Source organism: Psychrobacter sp. SWN149 (assembly GCF_015864565.1).
Classification (GTDB): domain Bacteria; phylum Pseudomonadota; class Gammaproteobacteria; order Pseudomonadales; family Moraxellaceae; genus Psychrobacter.
On the sequence record NZ_JADYWX010000002.1, the window covers coordinates 597,376 to 614,824 of the forward strand.

15 protein-coding genes are annotated in these 17,449 nt (G+C 43.6%); 6 read left to right on the forward strand and 9 right to left on the reverse strand.

Annotation, left to right across the window (positions count from 1 at the left end):
• Positions 1-515: 515 nt before the first annotated feature.
• The 4 genes from I6E86_RS05195 to I6E86_RS05210 form a co-directional block, all read right to left on the reverse strand.
• Positions 516-2,213, reverse strand: coding sequence for an AMP-binding protein (locus I6E86_RS05195; RefSeq protein WP_194363184.1), 1,698 nt, complete (start codon positions 2,211-2,213; stop codon positions 516-518).
• Positions 2,214-2,664: 451 nt separating this feature from the next.
• Entirely contained in the window at positions 2,665-3,459 is a 795-nt protein-coding gene (locus I6E86_RS05200) for an ABC transporter permease (RefSeq protein WP_197175829.1), read from the reverse strand.
• An 88-nt stretch (positions 3,460-3,547) separates the two neighbouring features.
• Positions 3,548-4,426, reverse strand: coding sequence for an ATP-binding cassette domain-containing protein (locus I6E86_RS05205; protein ID WP_197175832.1), 879 nt, complete (start codon positions 4,424-4,426; stop codon positions 3,548-3,550).
• A gap of 5 nt (positions 4,427-4,431) precedes the next feature.
• On the reverse strand, positions 4,432-5,016 hold the full coding sequence (locus tag I6E86_RS05210; protein ID WP_197175834.1) for a hotdog domain-containing protein: 585 nt from the start codon (positions 5,014-5,016) through the stop codon (positions 4,432-4,434).
• Between the two features lie 231 nt (positions 5,017-5,247).
• Here I6E86_RS05210 and xthA point away from each other — a divergent pair, with 231 nt between their 5' ends.
• From xthA to I6E86_RS05225, 3 genes are all read left to right on the forward strand, one after another.
• On the forward strand, positions 5,248-6,072 hold the full coding sequence (gene xthA / locus I6E86_RS05215; protein WP_197175836.1) for an exodeoxyribonuclease III: 825 nt from the start codon (positions 5,248-5,250) through the stop codon (positions 6,070-6,072).
• A gap of 98 nt (positions 6,073-6,170) precedes the next feature.
• On the forward strand, positions 6,171-7,394 hold the full coding sequence (gene argJ, locus I6E86_RS05220) for a bifunctional glutamate N-acetyltransferase/amino-acid acetyltransferase ArgJ (protein WP_197175839.1): 1,224 nt from the start codon (positions 6,171-6,173) through the stop codon (positions 7,392-7,394).
• A 337-nt stretch (positions 7,395-7,731) separates the two neighbouring features.
• Entirely contained in the window at positions 7,732-8,130 is a 399-nt protein-coding gene (locus tag I6E86_RS05225; protein WP_194363190.1) for a DUF4377 domain-containing protein, read from the forward strand.
• A 137-nt stretch (positions 8,131-8,267) separates the two neighbouring features.
• Here the strand turns inward: I6E86_RS05225 and I6E86_RS05230 are convergent, their stop codons facing one another.
• A complete protein-coding gene (locus I6E86_RS05230; protein ID WP_227680537.1) occupies positions 8,268-9,701 on the reverse strand; it encodes an L-serine ammonia-lyase in 1,434 nt (477 codons plus the stop codon).
• 527 nt (positions 9,702-10,228) lie between these two features.
• Here I6E86_RS05230 and I6E86_RS05235 point away from each other — a divergent pair.
• Positions 10,229-11,677: a solute carrier family 23 protein gene (locus I6E86_RS05235; protein WP_227680538.1), complete on the forward strand. Its 1,449-nt coding sequence runs from the start codon at positions 10,229-10,231 to the stop codon at positions 11,675-11,677.
• A gap of 133 nt (positions 11,678-11,810) precedes the next feature.
• Here the strand turns inward: I6E86_RS05235 and I6E86_RS05240 are convergent, their stop codons facing one another.
• Entirely contained in the window at positions 11,811-12,743 is a 933-nt protein-coding gene (locus I6E86_RS05240; RefSeq protein WP_197175840.1) for a DMT family transporter, read from the reverse strand.
• A 574-nt stretch (positions 12,744-13,317) separates the two neighbouring features.
• Here I6E86_RS05240 and I6E86_RS05245 point away from each other — a divergent pair.
• Positions 13,318-14,244, forward strand: a complete 927-nt coding sequence (locus I6E86_RS05245) for a WG repeat-containing protein (protein WP_413786988.1) — start codon at positions 13,318-13,320, stop codon at positions 14,242-14,244.
• 150 nt (positions 14,245-14,394) lie between these two features.
• Here I6E86_RS05245 and I6E86_RS05250 read toward each other — a convergent pair whose 3' ends face one another.
• The gene (locus I6E86_RS05250; RefSeq protein ID WP_194363194.1) at positions 14,395-15,429 is read right to left on the reverse strand and encodes an alpha/beta fold hydrolase; all 1,035 of its coding nucleotides are present in this window, start codon (positions 15,427-15,429) and stop codon (positions 14,395-14,397) included.
• 27 nt (positions 15,430-15,456) lie between these two features.
• On the reverse strand, positions 15,457-15,621 hold the full coding sequence (locus I6E86_RS05255; RefSeq protein WP_011280463.1) for a rubredoxin: 165 nt from the start codon (positions 15,619-15,621) through the stop codon (positions 15,457-15,459).
• A gap of 517 nt (positions 15,622-16,138) precedes the next feature.
• Between I6E86_RS05255 and I6E86_RS05260 the strand changes: the two genes are divergently transcribed.
• A complete protein-coding gene (locus I6E86_RS05260) occupies positions 16,139-16,705 on the forward strand; it encodes an adenine phosphoribosyltransferase (RefSeq protein ID WP_197175845.1) in 567 nt (188 codons plus the stop codon).
• 197 nt (positions 16,706-16,902) lie between these two features.
• Here I6E86_RS05260 and I6E86_RS05265 read toward each other — a convergent pair whose 3' ends face one another.
• Complete coding sequence (locus tag I6E86_RS05265) at positions 16,903-17,412, reverse strand: hypothetical protein (RefSeq protein ID WP_197175847.1); 510 nt, start codon at positions 17,410-17,412, stop codon at positions 16,903-16,905.
• Between the last annotated feature and the right edge of the window lie 37 nt (positions 17,413-17,449).

The window sequence follows — 17,449 nt, forward strand, 5'->3', positions numbered from 1 at the left end:
AAAATGTCGAGTGCTATCCCATTTTGTTCACATACTGCTGAAATAAAGAGATCCTTATAAGTTTTAATCTAACCCCTTAATTGGATTAAGAAGCTAATTATTGATCCCATATCGAAAATATTGTCTCTAGCTATACTCCGTCAGTTCACTTGTCTTAAAATCAAACAAATTAACTGGCAGAAACTATAGTGAAATATTTTGACGTTACATTAACATAAAGACAACCGTTCTCGTTATTCTCATAAAAGAACTGCTTAGTTTACAATTAGATTTGATATGTATAAAAATATATGTTGCAAGATAAACAAGACAAATGGTTGATAAAAAAGATAAAGTCGTTCATTAGATAATTCAGCACCCGTTTATATTCGATCAGTATTAAAAGCATCCTATAACTAATATAAGATGCCTTTTAATAAGAGTAAGTCATTATTTAAATTTGATGTTACTCAAGTTCTATAAACATAGGCATTAATAGAAAATAGCGTTTCTTTTGTCAAAAGACTAATAACCGTCTATCGCTGTGGACGATCTGCATCATGCTTTTCACGCAACTTTTGACGCAATACTTTACCGACATTACTTTTTGGCAATTCACTGACAAATTCAATATGACGTGGACACTTATAGCCAGTGAGATTGTCTAGAGCAAATTCTGTCACCACTTCTTTGGTAACGTTATTGTCTTCAGGCACTATGTATATCTTGACAGCTTCACCTTGGCGATCATCCGGAATACCAATCACCGCACAGTCAATAATGCCTGGGCAGTCAAGCATGACAGATTCAATCTCATTCGGGAATACATTGAAACCTGAGACTAAAATCATGTCTTTTTTGCGATCAAGCAAGGTGAAATAGCCTTTTTCATCCATACTGACAATATCACCAGTACGGAAATAGCCATCACTAGTAAAGTCGTCACTACTGTCTCTGTTCAGGTATCCAGAGGTTACGTTAGGGCCTTTAATACACATCTCGCCCGCTTCATTAGTGTCAACCCGCCGGCCTTCATCATCAATCACAATCATATCGACACTAGGCAGTGGTAAACCGATGGTGCCATTGAATTTGTGATCCGTCACGATGTTGGCGGTGCCTGCCGCCACGCCTTCGGTCATACCCCAACCCTCGACCATAGGACAGCCAGTTACCTCAAGCCAGCGTGCAGCTGTCTGCTCAGTCGCTGCCATACCACCAGCTTGGGAGATACGCAGAGAGCTGAAGTCCAGCTGTGTGAAGCTTGGTGTATCAAGCAGTCCTTTGAATAGGGTATTGACGGCAGGAAATATATGGAAAGGCTGTTTTGATAACGTTTTGACAAATCCGGGCATATCGCGCGGATTGGGTACCAATATAAAGGTATAGCCTGAGCGCATGCCCAGTAGGCTTAGCATAAAAGCAAAAATATGATACAGCGGTAGCGCCATGACCATATTGATATATACTTCATTGATCTCTGAGGTGATAGGCCGTGTCCATGCTTCTGATTGCATGGCTGCTGCTACGATATTGCGTTGTGACAAAATAGCACCTTTAGAGAGGCCGGTTGTACCACCGGTATATTGTAAAAATGCTTTTTGATCCAGTAACAGTTTTGGCTTTTGGAAAGGTAGGTTTTTGCCTTTTTTCAATACTTCAGGAAATTTAGTGACATGGTATTTGGGATCGTTAAGATTGTACTTAGGCACCAAACGTTTGACTTGGCGAATGATAGTATTGACCAAGATACCCTTCAAGCCCATCATATCGCCCATCTTTGATAGGATAACGCGTTTGATGGCCGTCTCGTCGATTACTTGCTCTAAGGCTTGGGCAAAGTTATCCACCACAAAAATAGCTTGTGCACCAGAGTCATTTAATTGATGACGCAGCTCACGACCTGTATACAATGGGTTAACAGGGGTGCACACGTAGCCCGCCCGCAAAATCCCAATCATAGTTGGCAGATATTGCGGGACGTTTGGCATCATAAGCGCCACGACGCTACCTTTAGGAAGCCCTTGCGCTTGTAACCATGATGCAACTGCCAGTGAGGCCTTATCAATGTCGCCATAAGTATGAGTCACGCCCATACAAATACTCATCGGGTGTCCACGGAAACGATCGAAGCATTCTTCGTAAAGTTCCATGATGCTGATATATCTATCAGGGTCGATGGTTTTTGGCACACTTGTAGGATATTGGGAGAGCCAAGGTTTGTTCGGCGACATAGTGAGCGTCCTTGCAATGTAATATGGGTTAAGGTTTATAAAAAATCAGCCATACATATGTCAATATTACCAACCAGTATTGATAGAATTTATAGGTTACTGGGTGCAATAACGTCCTTGTATATTGACAGACTGCTAGCGCTTGTTAGTGCGGTACAATACCAATCAGCCAGTACTAAGAAATGTCTTAGATAAATAACCAAATCATTGTATAAACAAATAACACAAACAGTAAATATCCCAATAAGGGTCATCTATTGTTAGCAACTAGAGTATCAAAAAAATGATACATTTCAGCAATACATTAGCATGAATAAAACAGATAGCAATATGGATTTACAAAACTGTTCAGTACATAAACTGAATTAAATCATATTCTTAATAATGAATATAAGGAAGGGAAGCCGAAAAGGTAATCGCTGAGTGAGGTGAGGGCCAGTAAGTATTTTGATCATTCAGGTAGGATGAACTGACTGTTTTTATTGAAAAATCGTCGGTAAATAAGTAAAGCGCTGATGGTGCAGCCAAGTGTGCTACTCACACATATCAAAAACATCGTTATGATCTGATAACGAACGGCTTGGGTAGGATCTGCACCTGCCAGTATTTGCCCTGTCATCATACCGGGTAAGCTCACAATACCTACGACTAACATAGAGTTTAAGGTCGGGGTCATCCCATTAATAATCGCTGCCCGTATTTGCTCATGTACGGCCTCAAATGGCTTGGCAGATAGGCTAAGCATCATCTCGATACGAGATTGCTGCTGATGAAAAGACTCAACCAATTGGTTGCTAGTCAAAGAAATGGCGGTTAAAGAATTGCCCAGTATTAGCCCTAAGATAGGGATAATAAATTGAGGCGTGTACCAAGGAGTGACTCTCAAAATAGCTAAGATGGCTATCGCAGTGACCAATATGGCTGAGGTACTAACGGCCAGTAGTGTGTCTGCCAATAAACCTTTATAACTGCGTTTGACACGGTTTTTTGCAGCACTTGAGGCAATCAAGGTCATGATGGTCAGAATGATCAGTACTTCGTACCATTGCTCGCGTGCGAACACCCATGCCAATATCAGGCCAACAAAACTCAGTTGTACGATGGTTCTGATAGCAGCCGTTAATAGTGTCTTTGTCAGCCTTAAACGCAATTGCCATGATACGACAAGGACGATGAGGATTAGGCTCCCAGCAAGTGCGATATCACCATACGTTAAAAACACTTGCATATCATTTGTCCCGCTCATATGTACTCATTATAAGGGTGTAAAGGGAAGGTTGGCGTACAATCAGAATATTGTATCTTAAGATTTATATCATAGTTTAACAGTCGATTTAGAACACGTTGGTTAATACGCCTGCTTGCATATGCCAGTGTCTATCCGCCAATGGCATGATGTCCTTGGTATCGTGAGTGACCCATAGCAATGTACGCTGCCTATCGGCTTGTAACCAACGAATAAGCAGGCTGACCAACTGCGCGGATGTATCGACATCTAAGGCAGCGGTCGGTTCATCCAGCAATAGTACTCGAGGGTTGAGTTGTAGTAAGCGCAACGTATTGACCAGCTGCCGCTCGCCACCAGATAGATAGTTGGCATTTTGCTGCAAAAACGCTGCGCTTTTACCCAAATGTACAAGCTGAGCAATGTGCCAATCAATATCAAAGGTCTGAGACTCATGTGCTTGCAGATCATAAGGCATTTTTAGGTTGTCAAGGACAGAGCCTTCTATCAGTTGTGGATGCTGCGAGAGTAACGCAACTTGCTGACGCCACTCTATATAGCTTGTTTCGTGAATACTGTAATATACATCACTGTTTGGTTTGGCAGGGTTAAGTAATTCAGCCTTGCTACGTAAACGGACGTCACCAGCACTTATAGGAAGCAATCCAGCCAGCAGTCGTAGTAGTACAGACTTGCCACTGCCAGAGGCACCGGTCAAGACGGTCACTTGCCCTGAAAATAGCATACCACTCACATCGATGATTAATGCTGGCGGGTTAGCTGGCAGCGCCTCGCTAGATGCAGTATCTTTCTCTCGTTTACTTGTCCATTTCTGATAGCGTGTGCTGAGAGCATTACCTTTTTTTTGAGTGCTATCCTGTATTTGAGCGATATTAGTATCTGTATCCTTAGCAGGGCTGGTGGTCGGTCTACTGTAAAACCAAAGATGGTTAAACTCAATGATAGGACTGTCGCTATTAGTGTTCATAGCGTCTATTGATGCTCAATCAGTTGCTGGCTCATAGCTTGTTCAATAGCCTCGCGCAGTTTTTTGGGTACACGTATAGGGCGCATCGGTGCATCAGTAGATACAGTATCAGATTTGTCGTTTTCATCATTTGCCATAGGCTTTGGTTTGACTTGATTTTGTACACAAGCAATGACAATCTTGGCGCTGCTCAAAATCTGACTATTGACAGCTGTATTTACTATCCCATTATTAGGTGCTGTGCGACGAATGCTTTGATAAAATACCATGCTGGCAGGCTTTAGCTCTACTTTATCGACACGTACACTGATGATCTCATCTAAGAGAATGGCGTTGGTATAGCGCAAATCTGCCTGACTGACCACAAAATGCTGCACATCGCCTGCATCGGTCTGCAAAAAATAGCCGTTTAAGCCAAGTTCAGTGAACCAATCACGGCGGCAGTTTTCAAAAAAAACCAAATGATTGGCATGGTAGACTATGCCACCAGCATCAGTATGGTTAATATAGACGTTGTAATCTTTGGCAAATAATGGGGCAACTTCATCGTTGCTAACTTTATTGGTGTTTTTTCGCATCGTTGTTGTCATAGTCATACTCAGTATTTTTTAATAAGTAAGGTTGAGGGTATGCCCTCATGATAAGGATGTGAATCAGCGAATTTATAAGAATAGCGTTTATTATCGTTGTCACAAGCGTTACTCTAGCCGAAGATATAAGACGGCGCAACAGCTAGCTCAGCCTATGTCTGCTATCATAGGTGCTTGCGACTCATTCGCTCGTATCAGCACTGCATTTTATCAATTAGTATAGGATAGTTTATGACCCGTTTTGTCAGTTTTAATATCAATGGTATTCGTGCTCGTCAGCACCAGCTTGAGGCCGTTCGGGAGGTGATTGATCCTGACGTCATGGGTCTACAAGAGACCAAAGTACATGACGATCAGTTCCCGCTAGGGGATGTAGAAGGAATAGGGTATCACGTAGAATACTTTGGACAAAAGGGACATTATGGCGTGGCATTACTGTCTAAAGTTGCCCCTATATTTGTACAAAAGGGCTTTCCTGGTGAAGAGGTAGATGCGCAAAAGCGTTTTATTCATGCACGCTATGAATTTGATGGGCGCGAGGTAGATGTGCTTAATGGTTATTTTCCGCAAGGAGAGAGCCAAGATCACCCGACCAAATTTCCAATGAAACGGGCGTATTATGCAGATTTGATGGCTTATATTGATACATTAAAAGCTGAGGGTCGTTCGATCATTGTCATGGGTGACATGAATATTGCCCCAGAAGATATCGATATCGGTATTGGTGAAGTCAATGCAAAACGTTGGTTAAAAAATAGAAAAACCTCGTTTTTGCCAGAAGAACGTGAATGGTATAGCGATCTGATGTCACGCGAGCTAACTGATACTTATCGTTTGCATTATCCGGAGAGTACGGAGCTTTATAGCTGGTTTGATTATCGCAGTCGCGGCTTTAACGATGAACCTAAGCGCGGAATGCGTATCGATCATATCTTATGCACACCAGATTTGGTTGATGCTTGTGTCGATGCTGGTATCAGCTACGAATTACGTGCGATGGAAAAACCGTCTGACCATGCTCCGATTTGGTCAGCATTCGACTTAAAAAAAGTGTAATACTCAGATAATAAGTATTACCTTGATACTCGGTAAATTTAGCTTCTATTCACTTCTATCTATAAGTAACGATAAATATCACAAATAAGGACTTTATTATGGCAGTTGGCAATGTAGCAGTACCTGATACTATTTATCCCATTGATGGCATTAAGCTCAGTGCAACTGCCGCGGGCGTACGCTATAAAAATCGTGACGATTTGGTCGTGATAGAAATCAATGAGCAGGCAACGACGGCGGTTGTTACGACTAAGAATACGTTTTGTGCGGCGCCTGTACGGGTATTGCGAGAGCACTTTACTAAAGTCAGTCCGCGCTATTTGGTGACCAATACGGGTAATGCCAATGCAGGCACGGGCGCTGATGGCAAGCGCCGTGCTATCGATATCTGTGCTGCATTGGCAGACAAAGCAGGTGTAGATGTCGCCACTGTACTGCCATTCTCAACCGGGGTGATTGGCGAGCCATTAAATAGCGACGCGGTCATCGCAGGTCTGGATGCCGCATTGTCTAATTTAGCTGCTGATAGTTGGCTGGCTGCGGCCAACGGTATCCGGACGACGGACACTATTCCGAAACTTGCCAGCCAAAAAATCGAAGTAGCAGGAACTCATTATCATATTACGGGCATGTCAAAAGGCTCAGGAATGATACGTCCGAATATGGCCACCATGCTCGGCTACGTGGCAACAGATGCCAATATCGCTGCTGACGTATTACAAGAGATGCTCAGCGCCATCAATGAGCAGTCTTTTAATCGCATCACGGTCGATGGCGATACCTCAACCAATGACTGCTGTGTATTGATAGCCACTGGCGCTGCCAGCTCGGATATGATTGATGGTCCAGCGCATCCGCATTATCAAGCAGTGTTCGACGCGTTGAGTGAGGTGTTTATACGTCTGGCACAATTGATTGTACGTGATGGCGAGGGTGCGACCAAGTTTATGACCGTTAAAGTGACGGGTGGTCAAACCACTCAGGAATGCTGTGATGTGGCTTATGCCGTCGCACATTCACCACTGGTAAAGACAGCATTTTTTGCCAGTGATGCAAACTGGGGGCGCATTCTAGCAGCAGTTGGCTATGCGGGTATTGATGACCTAGACACCGAGCAAGTTGATGTTTATCTAGATGACGTTATGATTTGCCAGAACGGCGGTGTCGCCGCCAGCTATACAGAGGAAGCTGGCAAAGCGGTTATGAGCCAGTCTGAGATTACCATTCATATCAGTCTTGCACGCGGTGATGCCCATGACACGGTTTATACCTGCGATTTGTCATATGATTATGTGAAGATAAATGCTGATTATCGCAGTTAGGCAATAGTTTTAAATCATCTTTAGATAGCTTAACCATGAAGCCAGAGTAGAGTCTACTCTGGCTTTTTATTGTCTATAATCTAAGACTTGGCTTGGCCAGTATCAATTTACCTTGTGATTTCATACGATACATTAACATCAGTTGCAAAAGCTGACGTTACTTTACAAAGCAGTCATAGAGGGTAAGACGACGAGCGACCTATACTAAGCTCAGTAAACGGCAAATAGCCTTATTGGGTTTTACTAGGGCAAATTAAGGTGTTCGAAATAATAATTTAGTATAAGCAACAATAAGCCAGCAATAGAAAACTAATAACAACTATCTGAGGATTATATAATGAAAAAATTAGCACTTGCAGCATTGATGACGACTTTTGCTCTTTCTGGTTGTTCTACTATGGGTATGGACAATGAGCGTACCATGGTAGTCGAAGGACAGACCATGAATGTAAAAGTAATCAATATTCCAAGTTTTGAGGTAGAAGTTGCTCCGCGTAAAGCCGTGTGTGACTTGACAGCAACAGATGGTACGATGGTTGAATCGCAGTGCTTGCAATATCGTCAGACTTATCAGAAAAACTATACCACGCTAAATGGTAACATTCAGGGCTTTACCTATGAGCCGAACTACCGTTATGTCTTAGATGTACGTCAAGAAGCAATGACAGCAGAAGGGTCTAACGTGGTTAAGCCGGTTTGGATTCTTAACAAAGTGGTATCCAAAACAGCTGAGTAACATCAATAAATGCGAGCTGACTTCGTTACATTCATCATAAAAAAAGACCTCTAATTTCTTAGAGGTCTTTTTTTGTTTCTACAGTATCTATTTCCATGACGACATATTATTGCTAATCATGTAGTCGATAGGTCAGATTAACATTGGCTATAGTTAACACTGACGCCGCGAGTAGCGGTAGGGATTCTATTATCAGCGTAAACAGCAAGGCCACCACGTGCCGTCTCTTTGTATTTATCAGACATGTCAGCACCTGTTTGCTTCATGGTTTCTATGGCTTTATCCAAAGAAACAAAGTGCTGACCATTACCTCTACAGGCCAGACGTGCCCCATTGATCGCTTTGACCGCGCCCATGGCATTACGCTCGATACAAGGCACTTGGACTAGACCACCAATAGGGTCGCAAGTGAGACCTAGATTGTGCTCAATACCGATTTCTGCTGCATTTAAACATTTAGCGGGTGAGCCATTCATAAGTTCTGCTAGGGCAGATCCTGCCATGGCACAGGCAGATCCTACTTCACCCTGACAGCCTACTTCAGCACCAGAGATCGAGGCATTTTGCTTGATGAGGCTACCGATAGCGGTGGCATTCAACAAAAACTTGCGGACACCGTCTTGGCTATAGTTTGGCAAAAAGTCACGATAGTAATGCAGTACTGCTGGAATGATACCTGCCGCGCCATTGGTTGGTGCTGTGACCACTTTACCGCCATTGGCATTTTCTTCATTGACGGCAAGTGCATATAAGTCAACCCAGTCCATCGCAGCCAGTTTGTCATTCTTAGTGATGGGTTGATCTTTTTCAGCACACAACTGTAGGTACAAGTCCTTTGCACGGCGTTTGACATCTAAACCACCGGGCAAAATGCCGCCGTTTTCACAGCCTTGTGTGACACAGTCTTGCATGACTTCCCAAATATTGTCTAAATAGGCAAACACCTCTTCTTCGCTATGAAAATAAAGCTCATTTGCCAGTACCAATTCGCTGATACTTAAGTCATGCTGACGACATTGCTCTAACAGCTCTGCTGCGTTATTGAAAGGATAAGGAACACGATCAATCGTTGGGCTGGCATGATCCTCATTTGGGTCAGTGGCATCTTCTTCATTGATTACGAACCCACCACCAATCGAATAGTAGGTCTGCTGATAGCGCACGCCTTCCGTTGAGATGGCACGAAGGGTCAATGCATTAGGGTGGTAGGGCAATACAGTGTCATCGTACCAATAGATATCTTGTTCTGTATCAAACGCAATCGTATGGGTGCCTGATACATTTAATACTTTGTCAGAAAAAATAGGAGACAGATAGCTACTGGTCATGCGTGTGTCAATGGTGCTAGGCGTATGACCCAGTAATCCCAATAAGATGGCCGTATCTGTTGCGTGGCCTTTTCCGGTCGCAGCCAAAGAACCATAAAGCTCAATTTCGATATTAGCAACGCCTGTCAATGCCATTTGCTTAGTTAATGAGGCTAAGAACAGATTAGAGGCCACCATCGGACCTACTGTATGTGAGCTTGATGGGCCAATGCCAATTTTAAATAAATCAAAAACACTAATCATAATGAGTTACCGAAAAGTTTAAGAGCCCTAGCAATTGCATGGAGCGCTTTTATTGAAAATATAATAGACAGCCATAGCTTACAGGCACCGTAGTTCGGTGCGTGTGAGGTGCTATCTATGAAAGGATTACTATAAAAGAGTACAAGTGGTGACTGAATAATAACTTTTATTTATTTTGAAACTCCGCTATCATGCTCGGAGTCAACGACTATGTAACATCCTGTAAGTCAATATCGCTATTAAGTAGGCCAGCTTGTAAATGACCAAAGTACTTTGGGTCGCACACATTGTTCTTGTGCCATTAGCCAGAATTGACCATCATACCAAATAATACTTTTGGTTTGTCATATTACAACATAAACGAATGAATTGGGATGACATATTATAGATAGAAACATATAGTGCTCTTTTATCTATATAAGTTAGCCACACAGCGCTATTTATCAGTCTCTCAATTTCGCTCAGTTTTCATTTTAGCAGTTATTTTAGCTTATTACCTTAGTTCAGCTCACATAGGACAAGCGCGCATGCCATCTCAAAAAGACCCTTTATCAGCGTCAGACAACAGCGCTCCAGATCAGTCAGCTCAAAACGCATTAGAGGCTGCAGGTATTGATTCAGCCGCCATCAACTACCCACACAATCCAGACTTTGAAAATGGCCGTTGGTTTCCGACATGGCGACCTTACAAGGGCAACTTGGATCGTGATCCAGTGGGTATCAATGACTATTTGCCACCATCAAAGAGTGTATTACTAGGTATACAGCATACGTTTGCCATGTTTGGTGCGACGGTGCTGGCGCCACTATTGATGGGATTTGACCCTAACTTAGCTATTTTGATGTCTGGTATCTGTACGGTGATGTTTTTCATGATCACTGGTGGACGCATGCCAAGTTACTTGGGATCAAGTTTTGCTTTTATTGGTCCAGTCATTGCGGTGACGGCATATGCAGGCGCAGGGTTCAATGATAATCTAAATGTTGCGCTAGGCGGTATCATGGCCTGCGGTATTATTTATGCGCTGATTGGCTTGCTCGTGATGAAAACGGGAACGGGCTGGATCGAGCGCTTAATGCCGCCTATCGTCACCGGCGCTATCGTGATGATTATCGGTCTTAATTTAGCACCAGTGACCATTCAAGGGGTGTCTGCCAATCAGTTTGATGCTTGGATGGCCACTTTGACCGTACTGCTCATTAGTGGGGTGGCGGTATTTACGCGCGGTATGCTACGTCGTCTATTGCTACTCGTCGGTCTGGTACTGTCATATGTGGCTTATTTTGTGATGACCAATATCTTAGGTTTTGGGACTGCGATTGACTTTAGTACGGTCGCTGCAGCTTCATGGTTTGGGTTACCGAGTATTCATACGCCTCGTTTTGAGCTGAGCGCCATTATTCTCATTGCGCCTGTGGCCTTTATCTTAGTGGCCGAAAACTTGGGTCATTTTAAAGCAGTAGAGGGCATGACCAAGGCTCGCGTGACCCCTTATATGGGACGCGCGTTTTTAGCAGATGGTTTGGCCACGACTTTTTCAGCAGGCTTCGGTGGTACTGGTGTGACCACTTACGCTGAAAACATCGGCGTTATGGCGGTCACCAAAATATATAGCACCACGATATTTGTCGTGGCAGGTGTGGTCGCTATCATATTGGGACTGTCACCCAAGTTTGGTGCGATTATTCAGACGATACCAGCGGCTCTATTGGGCGGTGCTTCTATCGTCGTCTTTGGCCTGATCACGGTGGCTGGGATAAAAATTTGGATAGACAGTCGCATTGATTTTAGCAAAAACAGCAATTTGATTATCGCTGCTGTGACCGTCATTATGGGTACAGGTAACTTTAGCTTGCACCTAGGAGGCTTTGATTTGGGCGGTATTGGTACTGCTACTTTAGCCGCTATCGTGTTAAATGCCTTGTTTAACCAAAGTGCCGAGACGAAAGCGGCGAATAAAGCGTTGGCTAAATAATCAGTCTCTACAATGTTTAAGTTTGCAGTGAATGCAGTAAATAAAAAGCGCCCATGCTATCAATAGCATGGGCGCTTTTTATTGAATAATATTGATTTATATCATCCGAAAAAATCGAACAATAGTGTCGAGCTTACTTATAATCTCGCTTATAGAACTTTGAAAAAAACCGATAACGGCGTAGTGCCCGTGGTTTTGGTTTTAATGATCCCAAATAAATGGCAAACATAGTCAGTAGTGCGCCGCCCCATTGTAAGCTGTTGATGGGTTTGTCCAGCCAGCTATAGTCAATAATGAGGGCGGCAACAGGCTCGGTCAGTAGTAATAATCCTGTCAGTGCCAGTGATAGCTTAGGGATAGAATAGGCAATCAGGCCCCAAGCCAAGCACTGCATCACCGTACCATAAATCAACACCCAACCAAGCTCAGACCAGGTGTTGGGCAAAATGTTACCCATATCGAAAGCCAACATCGGCACAACCATGGCAAGCACACCACCGATACTGATCAATTGCATCAGCATAAATATGGGTACAGGTTCGGTATCGTGTGTCTTACGGATAAAAGTCATTGATGCTGCCAGCATTGCGCCTGACACAATACCTGTGACAAACCCCCAAATGGCAGCGCTGTTGTGAGCAAGCTCAGGACTGCCGATCATGGCCACGCCCAGCATCGCCAAAAATAAACTGATCAGCTGCACGATAGATTGACGTTCATTAAAATATAAAAAGCCAATAGCTGCTAAGAAAAAAATCTGCAAGCTGTTGAGCAAGGTCGAGATACCAGGGCCGACGGCATAAATACTCTCGTGCCAAAGTGCCAAATCCAATCCCAAAAAAGCACCTGACAGTAAGCTATAAACAATCGCTCGCCTTGATCGGGGTAGATGCTGGCCCATGGTCTTTGCTAAGACCGCAAAGACGATACCTGAAATAGCCAATCGCCAAAACGACATGGCCCAGCCGCCGATATCAACGTGAGCCACAATCAAACTGCCCAGACCAAAAATGATACAACCAATGACTAAGCCAATAGGTGCAGAACGTGAAGAAGCGATAGCCATGTCGGGTCCTTATGTTAATATTCTTATTATGATGTCACGCTGTGCATGTGACGTTTCACCAAGGCCATATTGTCGTGGTTTTAGACATAAAATGAAATGATAAAACCAAAATTTATTCTGGTTTTTTAAATAGGCTGTCGCTATAGCTAATCCTACTGTGTGTACAGGCTAGACATAAACGATTAAAGTTACTGTTAGTGCTGACTAATAGTGACAGCAATCTTGGTCGCAGTGTCGCTATGCAATAGTGCCGACATAGTGAGATTTGTCAGTATAAATCGTAGCACAGTACAGCAATGTCTTTATAATCGAGTGACGCTCTTACAGTAATGACATTGGCGCTGGTACAACAATTTGTTAGTCTAAGATCTGTTTGATATTCAAACAGACCCTTATGCTTTACCGTATATTGAATGGTTCGTCCATTATCTTAAACACTCTGTATATTATTTGCCTAGGTTTACTTATGCTTCGATACTTTTTTTCAAACAAACACTCACACCTAGTATCTGGTACATCTAGAACGGTGGCGCGCTATGGTTTGTTTATCAGTGTCTCTTTGGGTTTGCTGTTTATGGTGCCAAGCGCCCAAGCGGCCAGTTGTAAACTGCCCAAAAGCTACTACAAAAATGTCGCTTGTACCGCGAGTAGCAAGTATTTTTTAGCGACCAAGGATTTTGGTGCGCCTGTGGCATTGATTGACAAAAAAGGTAAAAGAGTCGTTGATTTATCACGCTATCAAAAGGTCGATGCCGATAAAATATCGAGCGATCTGCTACCTGTATTGCGTAACAGTCGTGTCGGCTATCTCAATATGCAAGGCCGCGAAGTCGTGCCTGCAATGTATGACATGCTCACAGAAAGTGGAGGATGGGCGCGGCCTGTATCAGATGGACGTATCGTGGTAAAAAAAGACGGTAACTATGGCGTGATTAACACGGCCAATAGCACGGTTGTTTCATTCTCGGCAGCCATTGATGATATTGATAACTACCGTAATGGCGTGGCGCGAGTACGAAAAAATAGTGCGACCAGTTGGGTCGATAAAAATGGGAATACGGCTCGTGACCCCAATGCATCATCCGCCAAAGAGTCTGCACCTGCTACTGTGACCGATAAGCCATCGTCTGTGCCTAAATCATCGTCAGGGCCTAAGCCGCCTATATCTAGCGGTTTTACCACGTTGCAATCACGTCAACAGGATGGCAAATGGGGCTTTGTTGATGACAATAATATCACCATGATTACTTATTCGTTTGATGAGGTACGCCCATTCTCTGAGTCGCTGGCGGGCGTGCGTATCGGCAAAGAATGGGGATTTATCAATCTGGGCGGAGAGTTGGTGATTCCTTTTCGCTTTGCAAGTGATGGGGTGTTGGCTGACGACTATAGAGGTAAGCCGTCATTTACCTTTACCGGTGGTAAGGCATGGATTGGCAATTTAAAGAATGGCAATAAAATGTGTGTTGACAAAGAGGGTACTGGGGTCGCGTGCGATTAGCGCGACTATCAAAACTTAATACGCAATAAAAAAAAGAGTGCCAACCTATTTATCATAGGCTGGCACTCTTTTTTATTGCACACATTTTTTTATCGAGTACATGATACGTGCCTTGTACTGACAGCAGGTATAGACATGGCAGGGAAGTGGCTATTTATCCGATAAATGATGGCTGATTAAATCAACCATATAAGGCTGATAATACTCTGGAATATCATGTGCCATGCCTTCAATCAGGTGAAACTTAGCATTAGGGATGGTTTTGGCAACCACGCGGCCCTGTGAGGCAGGAATTAAGCCATCAGCGCTACCATGTAGTACAATGGTTGGTGCTTTGACTTGCTTACTAAAGCGACTGATAGAACCTGATGCCAAGATAGCATTAAGCTGCTGAACCGTACCTAGCGGATGAAAGTTGCGCTGATAGCGAATCTTGGCAATCTCACGCACCATCCGTACATTGACATGCCCTGGTGTACCAACGGTTTTCATAAACCACACGCTATGACGCACGATATCACGTTCAGAATGACTCTCTGGACGATTAATAAGGGTGTATAGCTGCTTGGGCTTTGGCGGCTTTAAAAAGGCACGATTGGTCGTCGTAAACATCAGCGCCATACGCTGTACCAAGCTGGGATAACGTGCCGCTACGATCTGTGCGATCATGCCGCCCATCGAAGCGCCAAGCAAATGGGTCTTGCCAAGCTTGAGGGCCTTAATCAAACGCGCGGTGTCTTCTGCCATATCTGTTAGATTATAGGCAACCTGCGTGCTTTTATTGGACAGGCCAGTTTGCAATCGTACCATCATTTTGAGCTGGCTAATGCGTGGCAATCCCTCAATCTGCACCTTAGAGGACAGACCAATATCACGATTGTCAAAACGAATCACAAAGAAACCAGCATCAATAAAGCGTTTGATGAAATTGTCAGGCCAAAATATCATCTGTGACCCTAGCCCCATAATCATGAGTAGCGGCGGATGATTAGGGTTACCTCCTGCCTCGACACACAGCTCAATGCCATCACCGATATCGATCATCGCTTGCTGAAGATGCTGACTCAAATCGGAGTCGCGCCATTGATGTGCCCCAAATCGTTGCCATTCAGGCGTGGGGTAGGTGTCTAGATTGTCTAAGGGTTCAGTCAATTTGGCACTATTGATGTCATCTGATTTTATCATGAAGTGTCCTAATTAGAGGGTCATCTACTACAGCTCAAGCATCTCAAAATCAAGCTTGCCGACGCCGCACTCAGGGCAAGTCCAGTCATCAGGGATGTCATCCCATTTTGTGCCAGGGGCAATGCCTTCTTCAGGGCAGCCCAGTGCTTCATCATATATCCAGCCACAGACGATACATTCATAACGTTTCATAAATAAGTCCTATCGATCATTACCAGTGTTACAGTGCGTTATATACGCTTATGTTTAGGATTGCAGTCATTCATTCAGCCACTACCTTTATGACAATGATATGAGACTGCAAAAGCGCACGTAGTTTAGCATATAACCGTGATTTTCATAGTTAAGTTTACACTTGTATATTGAGATAAGTTGTCTTTTATCAAGCCCGTACTTACGCTATATTGCAGTGATTGGCTGCAACAACAGACGCGCATCCGCCATGTGCAGGTCAGTTATGCTATAATAGTCGCCGTTAAATTTATAGTGTTATAGTCGAACCATTCTTAAAGTGTTACGGCGTTAGACTCGCTTAGCCTACTACTGTAGTACTTGCGCTCGTCTGCCTTGTATCATTTTTAACATGGATTGACTATATCTACTATTTGCCGCTGATATGTCATGAGCGATTTATGAGCAGTCGTCATATCGTTCATATCAGTTATTCAAGTCACGCCAGTTATCTCAGTCATATAAGCTAAGGGTTATCATGAGTATCAATGCTGCCACATCCGCGGCCACCGAAAGCGCGTCATCTCCTACACGTAATACTGACCATCCGTTTTGGCAGGTTATTCGCACAGTACCAGACTTTCCAAAAGTCGGCATTGATTTTTATGATATTACCCCGTTACTCCGTAGTCACATCAATGAGGTCATCGATGCACTGCTTGCTGCATTGCCAGCAGGCCTGATGGATGACATCGACTGCTTGGGTGCTGTTGAAGCACGCGGATTTGTGTTTGCCAGTATGCTCGCAGGACGCTTGGGTAAGGGTATGATATTACTACGTAAGCCGGGTAAACTGCCACCACCAGTGGCCAACAAAGCGTACGCGCTAGAGTATGGCAAAGACACGCTTGAGATGCAAAACAACTTACCACCTGAGCGCGTACTACTGGTCGATGATATTTTGGCGACTGGTGGTACATTGACCACAGCTTATGAGCTGTGTCAATCAGCCGATCATACGGTGGTGGGTGCATTGGTGTTATTAGACTTGATTGATTTGCATGGCGAGTTCCCAGTGCCTGTCTATACCGTACTAAAAGCTTAATAGGGTCAATTGATAATCTAGTTGGTCATAAATATAGTTAATCATAAATAAAGCAAAGGTATGATCTAGCTTTCTTTATGTTTGCATTGGTTTGCACTGAATTGACTATAAGCTGTAAAAATACAAAATAAAAAGCGCCCTGAATAATATCAGGGCGCTTTTATTTTATCTGGTTTAGGTTGAATACTATAATAGACTTACACTGACTGCTGTTTGGTCTGCTCATAACTGTCACAAGCGTGCTCAATCAATCGGCGTCCAACGGTTTTTGGGGCAGTCACCTTAAAGTCTTTTGTGGTCAGTATCGGTTTTTCTGATTGCCATGACTTTAGGACTTTATCGTCAGCATCGTAGTTGACGTAGGCTCTCTTATAGTAACTGGCATCTTTGCAGGAAATCAATAATTGCTGATCACTACGCTGAATGCTATTTTCTTTTATATCGATCTTCTCTTTTGCAGCGCCTTTGTCCTTTACGGCAGTCTTCTCTTTCTTGATCTGCTTTTGCGCGGGGTAGGTTCTGAGCATCGACACTGTGATGTTTTCGACGTCTTTTTCGTCTATGATATTGATGTCAGAGCTTTCAATAGAGTCCAAATCTATACTAAAAGTCGATCCAGAACTGCTCTCAGACACCTCTACCCAGTTGACACCATGGGCACTAATCATTAGTGCACTACTGGCCAATAACATTGATAGCCGTTTCATACTTGAGCCTTGCTGCTGGTTGTTTAAAGTAAGTAAT